Origin of the sequence: Colwellia sp. C2M11 (assembly GCF_018860915.1) — a bacterium.
Classification (GTDB): domain Bacteria; phylum Pseudomonadota; class Gammaproteobacteria; order Enterobacterales; family Alteromonadaceae; genus Colwellia.
Genome location: NZ_JAHKQD010000044.1, coordinates 160,861 through 178,259 on the forward strand (window position 1 = coordinate 160,861; position 17,399 = coordinate 178,259).

A 17,399-nucleotide genomic window follows, 5' to 3' on the forward strand; every position below is an offset into this window, starting at 1 on the left:
GAAGAATCTCATGTCATGGTATCGGAATAGCAGAAAATATCATAAATGGTTAATGCTGTTTGTTGGCTTTCAATTTGTTGTTTGGTCAGTATCTGGTGCCTTCATGGTGATTTTTGATCTTGATTATATTCATGGTGATAGCTTGATTGTTAATGAGCCAGGGGTGTTGAATAAGTCTCAAATTAATTATTCTATTGCCAAGCTCTATAGGCATTATCCTAATGCGAAAAATGTAGAGCTAACAAACTTACAGGGGAATGCTGTTTATCGTTTTAGTAACGATAAAGGCAAGCATCTACTCAATGCTGATACTGGGAGCTTACTTTCGCCTATTAATGAAAATTATGCCGTAGGCATCGCCAAATATTCATACATACAGCCAGATACAGCGATCAAACAGGTGAGTTTGATTACAGAAAATCCTCCTTTTGAATTAAGCGCTAGGCATTTACCTGTGTGGCGAGTTGATTTTGAGGGTTTTTCTAATCCAAGCCTATATATTAGTACGCTAACAGGAGAGATAGTCACAAAAAGACATCTCTTTTGGCGGATATTTGATTGGATGTTTAGTTTTCATGTGATGGATTATGTGGAAGAAGATGCCAGTAATAAGCTGTTATTTGTTTTTATTGTCTTATCGTTAGTCGCTAGCTTGTTTGGTTTAATACTCACTTATTTTTACGTATTCAAACGAAATAGCAATAAAAAGAAAATTGTAAAGGAGAGTGTATGAAATTAGTTAAATGCCTACACAAATGGCTCTCTGTTCTTGTTGCCATACAGTTATTTATTTGGCTTGGTAGCGGTTTGTTTTTTAATTTGATGGATTCTACTAAAGCTAAAGGAAATGAGAATCTAGTCAGCAATTTAGCGGTAAAGAAGATAGACCATAAGCGCCTATTAGAGCCAAGTTATATTCTTAGCCAATTCAATAAAGAACAGCCTCAAAAGCCGGTAAATTCAATAAAATTGATTCAATTAATTGATCAACCTTATTATCTACTTAATCATTATTTGGGTTTGTATCAACATTTTTATAATGAACATTCATTAGTTAATGCGTATACAGGTGAAATGAAAACTATTGATAAAATAATGGCGCAAACGTTAGCTATTAGCACTTATAGTGGTAGGGGAAATATAGGTGTAACTGAGAGGATATCACCGCCTATTGATGATTTTCCAAAAGAAAAAAACATTGTCTGGCGAGTTAACTTTGATGATGAGTTATATACCAGTGTTTATATAGATGCTAGTTCAGGGAGAGTCGTTGGGCATAGTAATGATGATAAGCGCTTTGCTGACTTTTTCTTTATGCTACATTTTATGGATTATGGAACATTAGGCAGTTTTAATAATTGGCAAATAATACTATTTTCAATATTAACATTAATGTTTTGTATCACAGGTTTTGTTTGGACGTTGGATTTACTAATCAAAGGACGTTATAAAATAAGGTAGGGGTTAGTAGCAGAGTATAGCAAGGGAAGAAAGCGAAGTAAGTTTGAATCGGCTAATCATTGCTAATATATTGGATCTGTAAACTATATTGAAGCAATAACATAAATCAGCAGAAACAAAAAAGCGAAGATTAACAGATGTTAATACTTCGCTTTTTACAGAATTAGATTCTCAAATGAGAAGGTCTACATAGCTATAAATTATACAGCTAGAACGTTTTCTGCTTCAGGGCCTTTTTGACCTTGTTTAACAGTGAACGTTACCGCTTGACCGTCAGCTAGAGTACGGAAACCGTCTCCAGAGATAGCGCTGAAGTGAACAAACACGTCAGGACCATTTTCTTGTTCTATAAAACCGAAACCTTTAGTTTCGTTGAAAAATTTAACTTTACCAGTAACTGAATCAGACATACTTACATTTTCCCGTAGTCATAAATAATATTAATGTGGTGCTTTCTTGAAGAGATAATTCTCAAAAAAAATAACACCGTTTTTACCCGAGTAAATGCCCTCTACCATAAGTAGTACAGGCAGAGGAAGGAAACAAACCATATTCGTAACAAAAAGTATTTGGAACAAACAACCAGTTTGCATTGCCTAAAATCCATTTGTTAAGAATAAACAAGTACCTAAGTACTTGGTAAATCTAAAACAAAAGTTAGTATCAACCTTCATCCGCAACACAAAAACTCAACGCAATTGCAGCATAGCACAGTTGTTTTTAATTTGCTTTATAAAAAGCTCAAATAGTTCAATTTTTTATGAAAATAAAAGGACTTAAGAAGGTTTTTATTCGTAAGTCGTTGTTTTTTAATGTAATGATATTTAAAAGATTAATTTGAATATTTTTAATTTCCGCCTACTCTACGGTGTTTTTCGTAGGCGGAAATTACTCTTTTACTAAATTATAGTGCTGCTATTTGAGCTTTTTGCTCTTGCATTTTTGCAAGGGTAGATTCAGCTTCAGCTAGTTTTGCTTCTTCTTTGGCGATAACCGCAGGTGGAGCTTTGCTAACAAAATTTTCATTACCCAGTTTGCCACGAACTCGAGTTGCTTCTTTATCTAGTTTATCAATGGCTTTATCTAAACGAGCAATCTCGGCTTCTTTGTCAATTAAACCAGCCATTGGTATAAGAACAGATAAATCACCAACGACAGCTGAAGCACAAGCAGGGCCTTGTTCACTTTCTGCTAACACAGTAATACTTTCAAGTTTTGCCAGCGAGCTTAAGAATTGTTCATTTTCATTTAAGCGACGTTTATCGTTCTCGTTTACGTTTTTAAGTAATACTGGTAGCTCTTTACTAGGTGAAATATCCATTTCGCCACGAATATTACGAATGGCAATAATAAATTGTTTAACCCACTCTAGATCGTCAATTGATTGTTGATCACATTTGCTGGCGTCAAATTCAGGAAATGCCTGAATCATAATTGAATCACCTTTTTTAGCAAAACCACTTAATGGCTGAACGCGCTGCCAAATAGTTTCAGTAATAAACGGCATAATAGGGTGCATTAAACGTAGTAATGCCTCTAAAATGTTGACTAATGTATGGCGAGTACCACGTTGTTGTACTTCATTACCTTTGAATAAAATAGGTTTAGTTAATTCTAAATACCAGTCACAGAATTGATTCCAAGTGAACTCATATAAAGCTTGTGAAGCAAGATCAAAACGGTAAGTATCAAAAGCTTCATGAACCGTTTTTACTGTTTGCTCAAACTGTCCTATGATCCAACGGTCAGCAAGAGACAATTCCATTTCGCCGCCATTTGCTCCACAATCAAATTCTTCAGTGTTCATCATTACATAACGACTAGCATTCCATAACTTATTAGTAAAGTTACGGTAACCTTCTAAGCGTTTCATATCCCAGCTAATATCACGCCCCGTAGTCGCAACCGATGTTAAAGTGAAACGTAAAGCATCAGTCCCGTGTGCTTCAATACCATTTGGGTATTCTTTGCGGGTTAATTTTTCTATTTTAGCGGCCAACTTAGGCTGCATCATATTGCCAGTACGTTTTTGTAATAAATCTTCAAGTGAAATACCGTCAATCATATCTAATGGATCAACTACGTTACCTTTTGATTTACTCATTTTATCGCCATTTTCATCGCGAATAAGGCCGGTCATGTATACTTTTTTGAAAGGTATTTGTGATTTACCATTTTCATCTTTATTGAAATGCATCGTCATCATGATCATGCGAGCAACCCAGAAGAAAATAATGTCAAAACCTGTTACTAGTACATCAGTAGGGTGAAACGTTTTTAGATCATCGGTCTCTTTTGGCCATCCTAACGTTGAGAATGTCCAAAGTGCAGATGAGAACCAAGTATCAAGTACATCATCATCTTGGCTTAATTTTATATCATCGCTAATGTTGTTATTAGCGCGTACTTCAGCTTCGGTACGACCAACGTAAACTTTGCCGCTTTCGTCATACCAAGCTGGAATTCTGTGTCCCCACCAAAGTTGACGTGAAATACACCAATCTTGAATATTGTTCATCCAAGCAAAGTACATATTTTCGTATTGTTTAGGAACAAATTCAATTTGACCGTCTTTCACTGCATCCACGGCAGGACCTGCTAATTTCTCAACACGTACGTACCATTGATCAGTTAAAAGAGGTTCAATGATAACACCTGAGCGATCGCCGTATGGCGCAACTAAATCATGGTCTTTCACTTCAACCAATAAACCTAATTCATCAAATTTAGCTACGATAGCTTTGCGCGCGACAAAGCGATCCATACCTGCGAATTCTGCAGGTAGTGCACCATCATAAGCATTTGATACTTCGCCTTTAGTGTCGTAAACCTCAGCTGTTGCTAACACTGCAGCATCTTTATTAAAAATATTGATTTGAGGTAGCGCATGACGTTTACCGACTTCATTATCGTTAAAGTCATGAGCAGGTGTGATTTTTACACAACCCGTGCCTTTGTCCATATCAGCATGTTCATCACCCACAATAGGAATTAAACGATTCACTAATGGTAGTAATACTTGTTTGCCAATTAGGTCTTTATAACGTGGATCTTCAGGGTTAACCGCAACACCGGTATCGCCTAACATGGTTTCTGGACGCGTTGTTGCTACCACTAAATAATCAAGACCCTCTGCCGTTTTTTGGCCATCAGCAAGTGGGTAACGTAAATGCCACATGTGGCCTTTTTTGTCTTTGTTTTCTACTTCTAAATCTGAAATTGCGGTATGGAATTTTGGATCCCAATTAACTAAGCGTTTACCACGATAAATAAGATCGTCTTCAAACAAGCGTACAAACACTTCTTGAACTGCTTCAGACATACCATCATCCATGGTAAAGCGTTCACGTGACCAATCGATAGAGTTACCTAAACGACGCATTTGCTTGCCTATAGTGCCGCCAGATTCGTTTTTCCATTCCCAAATCTTATCGATAAAGCCTTCACGGCCATAGTCGTGGCGTGTTTTATCTTCTTCAGCAGCAATCTTACGTTCAACAACCATTTGAGTAGCAATACCAGCATGATCACAACCTGTTTGCCATAAGGTATTTTTACCCTGCATACGTTGGTATCGAATTAAAGTATCCATGATGGTTTGTTGAAAAGCATGTCCCATATGTAAAGAGCCGGTGACATTAGGCGGCGGAATGGCAATGCTATAGCTATCGCCTTCACCTGTTGGGCTAAAGTAACCTTGCTCTTCCCAGCTGGTATATAAAGATTGTTCAATGTCGGTTGGGTTGAATGTTTTTTCCATCATTGTTCCGGTATAAAAAGTTGTTAATGGTAAGTTGAATTAAGACTTTACAGAATTTAAGGTGCAACCTATATTATTGTGGCTGTGCCACTACTTGATTGTTTACTTGAAAGCCCCATTGTCGACACGTTTTAAAACGCTCACGGGCTTTTTGTTTTAAGATTTCATCGCTAGGGACAAAATCAACAATAAATTGAAATTGATTTGCAAATGTAGGCATAGTTTCGGTTAAGTTGATTAAAACAGGGCGGCGACCACGTAACGGTTGATCGCTAATTTCTACCATAGCACCTTGTTTTGGTCCTTCTCCCGCCAAGTTATGAGGCACAAAACTATCAGTGTCAAATGCCCATAATAATTCATCAATTTGCTCAGCTTGCTCTTTATCTTGTGTATAAATAAATACCCGCTGGTTTTGACGATAAAAATGGCTTGCTTGTAAACAGGCATGATAAAGTGCTGAACTTTTATCTGTTGTTTCAGCATCTTTATCATTATTGTCAGTCTTCTCGTCATTGAGAAGGTAAAACATAACCTGTGTTTGCATGGTATTTGCCTAATTTAAACGAAACTACTCGTCCACTTCTTGACCTGCACGGTTAAGCATAAATTGCGTTAACATGCTAACAGGACGGCCTGTTGAGCCTTTATCTTTACCGCCACTGCGCCATGCAGTTCCAGCAATATCTAAATGAGCCCAGTTATATTTTTTAGTGAAGCGCGCTAAGAAACAAGCGGCGGTAATAGTACCTGCTTCTTTACCACCAATATTTGCCATATCAGCAAATGGACTTTCAAGTTGTTCTTGATAATCGTCCCATAAAGGTAAACGCCATGCTCTATCACCACTTTGTTCTGAAGCATTTAATAGCTCATGAGCAAGTGGGTTATGAGAGCTTAACAAACCTGTTGCATGTTTACCTAAGGCAACAACACAGGCACCTGTTAATGTAGCAACATCAATTACCGCTTCAGGATCGAAACGCTCAACATAGGTTAAAGCATCACATAAAACTAAACGACCTTCAGCATCGGTGTTTAATACTTCTACTGTTTGTCCTGACATTGTTGTTAGAATATCACCTGGACGATAAGCATTACTGCTTGGCATGTTTTCACAGCCCGCTAAAATACCGATAACATTAATTGGTAAATTCAACTCGGCTAAGGCATGCATAGCACCTAAAACACCTGCAGCACCGCCCATATCATATTTCATTTCGTCCATGCCAGCACCAGGCTTTAATGAAATACCACCACTATCAAAAGTAAGGCCTTTGCCAACTAGTACTAGTGGTTTTGAGTCATCATCAATGCCTTTATAGGTCATAATGCTCATTAAAGATTCATTTGCTGAGCCTCTACCTACTGCCAAGTATGACCCCATACCAAGCTCTTCCATTTCCTGTTCGCCAACAATAGTTGTTGATACTCTATCGTAATCATTGGCTAAAATTTTGGCTTGCTCTGCTAAATATGCCGGATTACAAATGTTTGGTGGCATATTGGCAACATTTTTACAGGTTGTAATACCTTCAGCAATTGCTAATGCGTGGCTAATAGCGCGCTCACCAATTGGTAGCTCTCGACGTGTAGGTACGTTAAATACTACTTTACGTAAAGGTCTACGAGGCTCTTCTTTATGAGTTTTTAAACTATTGAAACTGTATAAACCATCTTGGGTTGCTTCTACCGCTTGGCGAATTTTCCAATAAGTATCACGACCTTTAACATGAAGTTCAGATAAGAAACATACTGCTTCCATTGAACCTGTTTCATTTAGTGTATTAATAGTTTTTTTGATTATTTGGCGATATTGACGTTCGTCTAATTCACGTTCTTTACCACAACCAACCAATAAAACACGTTCACTAAGAATATTAGGTACATGATGTAATAATAACATCTGTCCTGACTTACCTTCTAAATCACCTTTACGCAAAAGATTGCTTATATAGCCTTCACTTATTTCATCAAGTTGTTCTGCTGTTGAACTAAGACGACGAGGCTCAAACACACCAACAACAATACAGGCACTACGTTGCTTTTCTGGGCTACCGCTTTTTATACCGAACTCCATGAAGTTCTCCTTTTACGTTTAATGAGGGTATCTCTTGCTAAAACTAGTAAAAAATTGCACTCTTAACTATTCAAGTGATAGTGCTAAGGGCTATAATTATAGCTACATATATCAATTAATTTTATATGTCGACTATATAGTTTAGTTATGAAAACGGCAAGTTTACTAGAAAAACTTGTCGATTGTCAGAAAAAACACAGTTTTAATGGGATCTTTTTGTGATCATTTTTCGTTATTTATTAAAAGAAGTGGCAAAAACGCAGCTAGCAGTATTTTTTGTGTTGATGACCATTTTTATCAGTCAAAAATTTGTTCGTGTCTTAGGGGACGCCTCAGAAGGTAGTATTCCTGGGCAAATGGTGATGACATTTATTGCACTTAAAGTTCCTGATTTGGCAGGTATGATGCTGCCTTTAAGTTTATTTTTAGGTATTTTATTGGCGTATGGCCGCATTTATGCGGATAACGAAATGACCGTACTACATTCTTGTGGAGTGAGTGAGTGGTACGTTGTACGAGTGACGTTAGTGCTTGCTTTTGTTACTGCTATTTTTACCGGTATATTTACTTTATATTTAGCCCCTATGGCATCAGAGTATCAATACCAAGTAACAGACGAGTTAGCCGCAGATTCGGGCTTGAGCTCTTTAATCGCCGGACGTTTTCAAAAAACTGGTAATGAAAAAGCGGTTGTTTTTATTCATGGTAAGAATCGCAATGACAATAGTTTTGATAAAGTATTTGTAGCTCAATTGCCTAACGTAAATCATCCAGAAGAGAGTATTATTAATTCTAGTTTGGTTTATGCAAAAAAAGGACAAGTGCTTGAGGAAGATTCAGGATCTCAACGCTTAGTACTAACCGAAGGTATGCGTTATCACAAAGATGCAACTAACGGGGTCTTTCAGGCAGTTACGTTTGATAAATACTATATACAAATTCAAGATCAAGAAGTAGAACAAAAACATCGTAAGCTGAGTGCTTTACCTACACAACAACTATTTAATTCAACAGACGTTAAGACTGCAGCTGAGTATAGTGCAACCATACAATGGCGTATCGCTTTTCCGCTTGCATGCATTATTTTAACCTTTATTGCTGTGCCTCTTAGTGTTGTTAACCCTAGACAAGGTAAATTTGCCAAAATGTTGCCGGCATTAATGTTATTTTTAGGATATTTTTTATTATTAACGGCAATGAAATCTGGGGTAGAGCGACAGGCGCTACCCTCAGCTGTTGGTCTTTGGCCTATTCATATTAGTGCTTTATTTTTAGGTATTATTCTTTTAATGAAAGAGCGTAGTAGCGGCAGAAAGATTAAAGCAAAACTGCCTAGTTTTAAGCGTAATAATGTTCGAGGCCAGATCTAATGAAAATATTAGATGTTTATATTGGGCGTATTGTCGCATCCACTACTTTTTTAACTTTGGCCGTTTTTGTTAGTGTTAGCGGTATTATAAAGTTTGTTGAACAAATGCGTGCTGTGGGGCGAGGTAATTATGATTTATCGCATGCTGCACTTTATGTTCTCTATTCTGTTCCTCGAGATATAGAAGTCTTTTTTCCCATGTCAGCATTAATTGGCGGATTAATTGGCATTGGTATGTTAGCGAGTAATAGTGAGCTGGTAGTCATGCAAGCAGCTGGCTTATCACGTTTAGATATTATTAAATCGGTAATGAAAACAGCAATTTTACTTATTTTTGTTTCTATGGCTGTGGGAGAATGGTTAGCGCCTGAAGGAGAAGCAACAGCAAGAGAAATTCGGGCTCAGGCTATATCCGGTGGGAGTTTAATCTCAGCCAAAAATGGAGTGTGGGCTAAAGATGGCGATTATTTTGTTAATATTGGCGAAGTGTTAGAGCAAGGACAGTTAAAGAAAGTACAAGTCTATCGTTTTAATGATGACCTCAAATTAGATAGTTGGTTAAGTGCAGAGTCGGCAGTATATAAAGATGAAGCCTGGTTATTATCAAACGTGGTAAATACACAATTAAACGAGCAAAAAATTAGTAGTAGTAATATAGACAAACAAGTATGGGAATCTTCATTAACACCTAAAAAGTTAGGCGTGGTAACCGTAACACCTGAATCCTTATCGATACGAGGCTTAGTGGATTATTTAGATTATTTAGAAGCGAATGAACAAGATCCTAGCCGATATCAATTAGCGTTTTGGCGGAAACTGGTGCAACCTGCAACGGTTGCGGTAATGCTATTAGTTGCTTTGTCATTTATTTTTGGACCGCTACGCTCTGTTTCTATGGGCGCGCGGATTATGATGGGGGTTATTACGGGTATTATCTTCTTTGTTTGTAATGAAGTATTAGGCTCATTAAGCTTGGTGTACCAATTCCCACCATTAATAGGTGCTGTTTCACCAAGTATCATTTTTATTATGTTGGCTTGGTATTTTATGAATAAAAAACCAACATAATAAAATGATATATTTAACGCTCACCTTGAACAGCCGAATCTAAAATAGCTATATAAGAATTGATCCTGCTTTCTTGTTATAAAAGCTGGTGAGCTCTTATAGTCTGCCTTTATTCGCTTCTAATGACAAAACAACCACTTCCGTGTTAGTGAGTCTATCTTGTAAGCTGAGCTTATTTTTACGATCAAATATTACGGTTAAATTCCCTAAGCCAAGCAGAGTAGGGAGTAAACGTTTTATTCCTGTCATTTCAGTAATACGTGTACCATCTTGATTTTGTACACGTAAACGCCATGCCTTCATACCTAATGTTTGGCCTGTTCTTGACCAAAAAAACACAAAGAAAAAGCTTACCCAGGCAATATTCCAACCATAGATTAATACACTAAAAAGCAATGAAGAACGCTGTAAATCTATTGAGTGCTCGAAGCCTTGCATATCGATAAGCCCATACCTAATACATAAGTTAAAAATAAAAAAGGATATTGCACCGGCAAGCATATAAACGGCAATAGCAATAAGTAGATCATAAATCCAAGAGCCAAAGCGGCGACGGAATCCAGCGCGAGGAAATTCATTTACATCAGTTGAAGTCATACAAAGTGCTCAAAATACGAGTGGTAGCTTAACAAAAGCGTAGTCTATCAAAGACACTACAAGAGTTTAAGTAAGTAGTGTGTAATCGTGAAAATTAAGCTAAGTGAATACCTGCAAATGGCATTCACCTTCACTATTTTAAGTTCGTTTAGGATTCAGCCTTAACCTTATAAAATGTAGAATAAAGTACAGGCACAACAGCAAGTGTTAATATGGTACCAATACCTAACCCAAAAGCAATAACATTAGCCATACCATAGAACAATGGGTCTTTACTGATAATTAATGGTAGTAAGCCCATTACTGTTGTAATTGTTGTCATTGCAATAGGTCGTAATCGCGTTAAGCAAGCATCCACTAAAGCTTGGTATTGCGTTTTACCACTTTGAACTTCAATGTTAATGCGATCAATGAGTACGATAGCATTGTTAATGATAATACCAGCCAAGCTATATAATCCTAAAGTAACCATAAAACCAAACGGTGCTTGCATCACTAATAAACCAATTACAGCACCAATAAAAGAGAGCGGCATGGTTAAGGTAATTATCGCTGCTTTTCTAAAGGAGTTAAATTGAGCAACAAGTAGTATTAATATAAAACCAATCACCATTGGCATACTAGCACTTAATGCTTTTTGGGCCGCTTTAGATTCTTTAATTGCACCACCGTAGAATATTTCGTGATTAACGGGTAAGTCAGCTGCTAACAGTTGAATTTTTTCATCTATAACTTTTTGTAGATCTTCTGCAGCCATACCCGTATTACGTGCTTCAATGCTAATAGTACGAAACATATCTTCATGGTGTATAACAGAAAATTGATTTACAGGTACAAATGTTGCTACTTGGAATAACGGGATCGCTTTTCCTGTTTTTTCAGAATAGACATTAAGTGTGCGTAGTTTGTCTAAGTTATTACGTTCACTTTCTTGCGCGCGTAAAATGATAGGGATAATTTCATCACCTTCCCTATATTCTGTTATTTGCGCCCCTGAAAAATACGTTTGTAAGGCGTCGGCTATTTCAGATGATGTTAAACTTGCTCTTTTGGCTCGATGTTGATCAATTTTAACATCTATTTTAACAATCAAGTTTTCCCAATCGTTACGTATGTTAATAGTATTAGGAACTTGATGGAGCAAGTCCATAATTTGTTGTGCTTTTTGATAAATAACGTTTTTGTCTGGGCCTTTAACTTGAATTTTTATTGTTTTTGCATCAGATGGGCCTAAGAACATTTTTTTCACGCGAGCAGAAATATTGGGGAACTTGGCTTCAAGCTGTGTTCCTAATTCTGATACTCTTTTGGCTACGTCTGTACCTTCAACTACATTAAGCACAATAAAACCTTTATTTTGAGCTGGATCTTCAGGGTTAAGTGATAAGACAAAACGTGGTCCATTGAAGCCTACGTAGCCAGAATAATTTTCAATAAAAGCAAATTTTTCTTTGTTATCTAACCAGGTAAATATGTCTTTCATTTGGCGATTAGTTTCACGTGAAGAAGTACCGTTAGGTAAATCAATGTACATTAATATTTGCGTACGATCAGACTCTGGAAAGAATTGTTTGGCAACAAATTTCATTGAACCAATTGCGCCAACAAATAAAATTAATATTATGCTAATAAAGATTAGCCTGTGTTTTAATACGGAATGCAAAAAACCTTCATACATGGTGGATAACTTGCCTTTCACCAAACTGTTTTCTATTTCGGCTTTCGACGGTTTTATAAAATAGTAACAAAGAATAGGCGTGACACATAAAGCCAGTATCCAGCTTGTCATTAAGGTAATCAAAATGACGAGCGAGATTGAACGAGTAAATTCACCTGCGACATGTTCAGCTAACATCAATGGTAAGAAAAATAAAATTGTTGTGATAGAGGAGCTTAATAATGGAATGGCGAGCTCTTTACAACCTTGTAACATGGCATCGAAACGACTAATACCATCTTCAATTCTTCGCTTAAAATCTTCAGCAATAACAATACCGTTATCAACCAATAAACCTAATGATATGATTAAAGTCGCTAAACTCATACGCTCTAATTTCATATCAAAAAATAGCATTATTGATAAGGTTGTTAACATAACAAATGGAACAATAGCCCCGACAATTAAGCCAGTTCTTAAGCCTAAAAATAGTACAACTACGACTAAGACAATAGCGAGTGTTTGTAGTACGTTAATTGAGACGCCTTGTACTGTCTTTTCTACCTGCTCAGCTTGATAGGTAGCAATATCAAGTTGGTAACCGATAGGTAGACTAGCAATTACTTTATTAATATTGGTTTTTATACGTGGCGCAAATTCTAAAATGTTGTATTGAGGCAACATAGAAATTGCAAAATAGATAGCGGGTTTACCGTTGTAATAAGCTAATTTGTCCGGTGGATCGATATAGTCTCGTTTAATACTAACCACATCTTTTAACGCAATAAAATCTTCGGTGTTAGGTATATTTATATAAGTATTGGCGATATCAGGGACACTACCAAAATTTCCTGATGGTTCTATGATGAAACTCTTTTTACCTGTATCGACTTCACCACCAGAGCGGATAATGTTTTGTTTTTGTAATTCATTGATCAGCGCTTGAGGAGAAATACCGAGTTGCGATAATCTTGCATTTGATGCCTCTAGAAAAATACGCTCTTCTAAATGGCCTAAAATTTCAATTTTCTTTGTTCCTTCAACGCTATATAAGGTATCACGAATATGCTGTGCAATATCATACATAGCACTCATGTCGAAACCATCAGCAGTTAAAGCTAGTGTTACCACTGAAACATCACCAAATTCTGTATTTACATAAGGGGTGCTAGTACCTGAAGGCATTTTGGTATGAGCGGTTACGGCTTTATTACGAACATCCTGCCAGATATCATCAAGATTAAAATACCGATCATGAATTTTGACATGAATAGTTGAGTTTCCCGTAGTTGAAAGCGATCTTATTTCTTTAACTTCAGGTACTTTTCTAATTTCTTCTTCAAGTTTCTTGGTTATTAACTGCTCGACACGTTCAGGTGCCATCCCAGGAAAAGAAGTTGAAATAACAGATTCTCTTATCGTTATAGTTGGGTCTTCTTGTGCAGGTAAGGTAAAATAGGCAAATACACCATTAATTAATAATAATGTAAGAATAAAAAATACAGTTTTACGATACTTAAAAGCTATATGAGTGATATTCATAGTTTGATTCTTAATTAAAACGTTGGGTAGTGTTGTCTAACAACGTTACTTTTTGGCCATCACGTAAAAACGCGACACCAGCAATAGCAATGATCTCACCACTTTTTAAACCAGAGGAAATAAAGGCAATGTTGTTACGTATATTTTCAATAGTAACTTCACTTGAATTGACCGATTGTGTGTTTGGATTGTAGATAAATACATAACTTTTTTGATTTAAACCAGCCCGTATTGCGCTAAATGGTACACTGATAGCAACGCCTTGGTAATATTTTGAGCCTTTGTCTTCAAAAGTAAAATCTACTTCAGCAGTCATTCCTGCTCTTAAGGATGGATTTTTTTCCTGTAAGACAACTGTGATAGGGAAAGCATTCGCTGCTTCTGCTCTGGTTCCTATTTCTGTAACCCGACCTAACATTTTAGTTTGGGGTAATACTGGAAACCGTACTGGTATCATGCTGTTGTGCTGTAATTCTTTGATCAAGGTTTCAGGTACCATGACATGTACTTCCAAACCATGCTTACCTTCAATTTCAAAAGCGGGTTGCCCAGAGCTGATTTGCTGTGATGGTTCAATTAAGCGTTTTGTTATTATACCGTTATATGGAGAGCGTAAGGTTCCATCTTGTAGATTTTTTTGAGCTATATCTAATTGTGCCTGAGCAACACCTACCGCACTTTCGCTTGATTCATAATTAGCTTTTGCGTTATCAAATCCAGATTGAGATACCAAACCGTTTTTAATTAACTGACTGTAACGAGTAAAGCTGTTTTTTGCTTCAACTTGATCAGAATTTGCTTTATCTAATTGTGCTTTAGCCGATTTTACCGAGAGTGTGAGGCTTCTGTGATTCAGTTGAGCTAACACTTGGCCTTTTTTAACGGTATCACCAAGCTTCACTTCAACACTCTCAATCTTTCCCATCACTTCAAAACTTAAGCTAGTTGATTCAACGGGAGCTACAATACCTGACAAAGTACGTAACTGTTGTAAATTAGATTCGCTAACCTTTTCCCAAGCAATCGGCCTAATAGCTTTTTCGGTTATGTTTTCTTGCTCATTACAACTAAATAGAAATAGAGTTAAAAAGAGTGTTAAGAATAGTCTCATAATGATTCCAATAATGAAATTTACTCACTTTTTATAGAGGTATAAAGGTTAAAAGTAAATTGATACTGTTAAATTATCTATATCTTGGTACTATGTAGTACCAATGTCAAATGATAGTTAAGTAAGAGTGATATAAGATTGAAATATGGCCTATAAAGAAGAATTAATTTTAAATGATTTAAGCTCACGTGGAGAGTCAATACTTGATGCGGCAAAAAGACTCTTTTTAAAGCATGGTTATGATCAAACATCGTTAGAGATGATCATTGCTGAAGCGGGTGGTTCAAGACGTTCTATTTATAATGAATTCGGTAACAAACAAGGTTTATTAACATCAGTTATTCAGCAGCAAATTGTTATTCATACTGCGACCATAGCGTCTATTAAATTGAGTCAATTAGCCCCTAAGGATGCACTTAAAGAAGTGTGCTTTCGTTTTCTTAAAGGGATTCTATCAGACACCTTAGTTTCGCTATTTCGTTTAGTGCTGCAAGTGGTACCTAAGTTACCTGAAGTAGGTACGTTGATCTATGAAAAAGGACCACTTAAAGGTATGGAGCCATTGACTGACTATTTAATAGAATTAGATAAGAACGGTGTGTTATCAATAGATGATCCTTTATTCGCGACACAAATTTTAATAGAAATGGTAAAAGGGCGCTTACATTTTAAAATGTTATTGCTGCCTAATGATAAATTGTTAGATGAAGATGTTTATGAACATGTTGATAAAGCCGTTGATTTATTTTTTAAAGCGTATCAGCCAAGCTTATAATTGAATAAATAAACAGCATATAGCCATTGAAGCAAGAAAAACTATTGCACAAGCAACTATATCTCGTATAATGCCACCAATTAAGCTTGTTGCTGAAGTGGCTGTATAACTTCAATATTGATAGCTTATTTACCGTTAATAAAATAGTTTACAAAGAAATCAATTTTTAGTGTGAAAAGTGAATTCTTTGCAAATTGCAAAACGGGCGTAAAGCCTTTGCCAGCGTGATGAAATTGGTATACATGGGGGATTCAAAATCCCCTGTCGCAAGACGTGTCGGTTCGAGTCCGACCGCTGGTACCACCATTATAAAGCCCTGATTCGAAAGAGTTGGGGTTTTTTTATGTCAAAAAAATAGTAGTTATCTAGATTAGCTCTGAACTGATATAAGATCTTTACAAAGGATTTATTTATGTGTTCAATCTAGGTTGAGTTATCAGTAATATTAGGATGGTTTCTTATGGCAGCAACAGCACACGCACTTCATATATTAGTGAAACACAAAGAACTTGCCGAAGATATTATTAAGCAGCTAGGTAAAGGTGCTAAGTTTCAAACGTTAGCTAAAAAGCACTCGTCGTGTCCGTCTGGTAAAAAGGGGGGAGACTTGGGTGAGTTTAAACGTGGTCAGATGGTGTCTCAGTTTGATAAGGTAGCTTTTAGTGGGGCTATATTAGAACCTCACTTGGTTAAAACTAAATTTGGTTGGCATGTTATTAAGGTGCTTTACCGGACCTAATCAAATATTGATGAAAGTAAGTAAAAGATAAGGTCGCTATCGTAAAGCATTTTATTAAAGCTACATTAGTAAGCGTCACTACCTGAAGATTTTACCTAGGGTGATTAAAAATCTTATCTAATAACTCTTTTTATCCCCAACACTATTCATTAAATAATAGTAGCTACTCTTATCTATTTCTCAACATAGAGAAAAGAGTTTTTAGCATTATAGAGAGTAGTATGGAAAGTACATTATTTATATCTTTAATCTATTGCTTCCATTTTTAATGTAAAATCTAAGCTTTCTAATTCGGCGTTCAAGTTAGGTAACTTTAGTTTTTATTTATTATGGTTAATATTGAATTAATAATAGTTGCTATCTAAGCAGCGAACTATTGATGTGATCATCAACATTGGTGAAGCTATTACTTCAATAATGAGATGATTGTTTAGCCGTACAGATAAACTAATTCAAAGTTGTACTTTACTGGACGAAGCGATTTATATGGTAAGTTGTTTAAAAAACATCGTTTTTGATGTTTTAATGATCATAGTTAACCCTGTCCTTAAAAAATAACAGAAATTTAAGGATTAATTGAAAAAAAGTGTTGACGTACAGTCAGAAATCTCTACAATGCGCTCCAGTTCCAAGGGGTTCAGGCAAAACGAATCATCAACGGGCTGTTTTAATAAGTTATCTACTTTCATTTAATGCTAAATAGTTAACTTAACGTTTACTTTTGATTTAAGTAATGAAGTGTTTAAGAGTTTGCAAAAACTTTTAAAAATATCAAAATAAAATGTTGACATTAAAACTCGGAAGCGTATGATACGCATCCTGCTTCGGGGCAACAGCAACGAGCAACACGGGTTAAGCTAGAAAATAGTTCAGCTTAATTTGTTAGGTGAAGAGCGAATGCGACTCTCATCTATATCGACTAACCTAGTTACTCGATATCTTCTTTAACAATTAGTTATCATGCAATTTGTGTGAATACTCACATTAACTTGTTTTTACATAGTTCTTCTTTCTTAGGGAAGCGGAACAAAAAAAACGCTTAATGAATGATGTTCATGCAAATAAATATAGTTACTTATTTCTAGCGAGATAGGTAGCGACTATGTAATGCGATATTTGGTTTCTTTTCGAAGAGATTGAATGTCACGACAGAATTCATTGAGCAGTAACACATCATTTTACTTAGGTAATAATGGTGAGGTTACACAAACGATTTTTAATTGAAGAGTTTGATCATGGC

13 protein-coding genes and 1 tRNA gene are annotated in these 17,399 nt (G+C 36.2%); 7 read left to right on the plus strand and 7 right to left on the minus strand.

Annotated elements, in window-relative coordinates; translation table 11 throughout:
• The first annotated feature begins 10 nt into the window (after window positions 1-10).
• Window positions 11-733 carry a PepSY domain-containing protein gene (locus KO509_RS12545; RefSeq protein ID WP_215973610.1) on the plus strand — a complete coding sequence of 241 codons (723 nt, stop codon included), beginning with the start codon at window positions 11-13 and terminating at the stop codon, window positions 731-733.
• Window positions 730-1,461, plus strand: a complete 732-nt coding sequence (locus KO509_RS12550) for a PepSY domain-containing protein (RefSeq protein ID WP_215973611.1) — start codon at window positions 730-732, stop codon at window positions 1,459-1,461. Before KO509_RS12545 ends, KO509_RS12550 begins: the two co-directional genes overlap by 4 nt.
• Window positions 1,462-1,661: 200 nt before the next feature.
• Here the strand turns inward: KO509_RS12550 and KO509_RS12555 are convergent, their stop codons facing one another.
• The 4 genes from KO509_RS12555 to pepA all read right to left on the minus strand — a co-directional run bounded on the left by KO509_RS12555 (window position 1,662) and on the right by pepA (window position 7,301).
• The gene (locus KO509_RS12555) at window positions 1,662-1,871 is read right to left on the minus strand and encodes a cold-shock protein (protein ID WP_159818093.1); all 210 of its coding nucleotides are present in this window, start codon (window positions 1,869-1,871) and stop codon (window positions 1,662-1,664) included.
• A 494-nt stretch (window positions 1,872-2,365) separates the two neighbouring features.
• Window positions 2,366-5,221 carry a valine--tRNA ligase gene (locus KO509_RS12560; protein WP_215973612.1) on the minus strand — a complete coding sequence of 952 codons (2,856 nt, stop codon included), beginning with the start codon at window positions 5,219-5,221 and terminating at the stop codon, window positions 2,366-2,368.
• A 73-nt stretch (window positions 5,222-5,294) separates the two neighbouring features.
• Window positions 5,295-5,768, minus strand: coding sequence for a DNA polymerase III subunit chi (locus KO509_RS12565; protein WP_215973613.1), 474 nt, complete (start codon window positions 5,766-5,768; stop codon window positions 5,295-5,297).
• A gap of 24 nt (window positions 5,769-5,792) precedes the next feature.
• The gene (gene pepA, locus KO509_RS12570; RefSeq protein WP_215973614.1) at window positions 5,793-7,301 is read right to left on the minus strand and encodes a leucyl aminopeptidase; all 1,509 of its coding nucleotides are present in this window, start codon (window positions 7,299-7,301) and stop codon (window positions 5,793-5,795) included.
• 218 nt (window positions 7,302-7,519) lie between these two features.
• Here pepA and lptF point away from each other — a divergent pair, with 218 nt between their 5' ends.
• Both lptF and lptG read left to right on the plus strand, forming a co-directional pair.
• Window positions 7,520-8,671 (plus strand): LPS export ABC transporter permease LptF, encoded by a 1,152-nt coding sequence (lptF, locus tag KO509_RS12575; protein ID WP_215973615.1) that lies wholly within the window; start codon window positions 7,520-7,522, stop codon window positions 8,669-8,671.
• A complete protein-coding gene (lptG, locus tag KO509_RS12580; RefSeq protein ID WP_215973616.1) occupies window positions 8,671-9,738 on the plus strand; it encodes an LPS export ABC transporter permease LptG in 1,068 nt (355 codons plus the stop codon). Before lptF ends, lptG begins: the two co-directional genes overlap by 1 nt.
• Before the next feature lie 96 nt (window positions 9,739-9,834).
• Here lptG and KO509_RS12585 read toward each other — a convergent pair whose 3' ends face one another.
• From KO509_RS12585 to KO509_RS12595, 3 genes are all read right to left on the minus strand, one after another.
• On the minus strand, window positions 9,835-10,335 hold the full coding sequence (locus tag KO509_RS12585) for an RDD family protein (RefSeq protein ID WP_215973617.1): 501 nt from the start codon (window positions 10,333-10,335) through the stop codon (window positions 9,835-9,837).
• A gap of 148 nt (window positions 10,336-10,483) precedes the next feature.
• Window positions 10,484-13,534 carry an efflux RND transporter permease subunit gene (locus tag KO509_RS12590; protein ID WP_215973618.1) on the minus strand — a complete coding sequence of 1,017 codons (3,051 nt, stop codon included), beginning with the start codon at window positions 13,532-13,534 and terminating at the stop codon, window positions 10,484-10,486.
• Window positions 13,535-13,544: 10 nt separating this feature from the next.
• Window positions 13,545-14,645, minus strand: a complete 1,101-nt coding sequence (locus tag KO509_RS12595) for an efflux RND transporter periplasmic adaptor subunit (RefSeq protein WP_215973619.1) — start codon at window positions 14,643-14,645, stop codon at window positions 13,545-13,547.
• Between the two features lie 145 nt (window positions 14,646-14,790).
• On the opposite strand from KO509_RS12595, the gene KO509_RS12600 reads away from it, so the two are divergent.
• The 3 genes from KO509_RS12600 to ppiC all read left to right on the plus strand — a co-directional run bounded on the left by KO509_RS12600 (window position 14,791) and on the right by ppiC (window position 16,159).
• Window positions 14,791-15,420: a TetR/AcrR family transcriptional regulator gene (locus KO509_RS12600; RefSeq protein ID WP_215973620.1), complete on the plus strand. Its 630-nt coding sequence runs from the start codon at window positions 14,791-14,793 to the stop codon at window positions 15,418-15,420.
• A gap of 218 nt (window positions 15,421-15,638) precedes the next feature.
• Window positions 15,639-15,723, plus strand: a tRNA-Leu gene (locus KO509_RS12605).
• Between the two features lie 157 nt (window positions 15,724-15,880).
• Window positions 15,881-16,159: a peptidylprolyl isomerase PpiC gene (gene ppiC, locus KO509_RS12610; protein WP_215973621.1), complete on the plus strand. Its 279-nt coding sequence runs from the start codon at window positions 15,881-15,883 to the stop codon at window positions 16,157-16,159.
• Window positions 16,160-17,399: the final 1,240 nt, after the last annotated feature.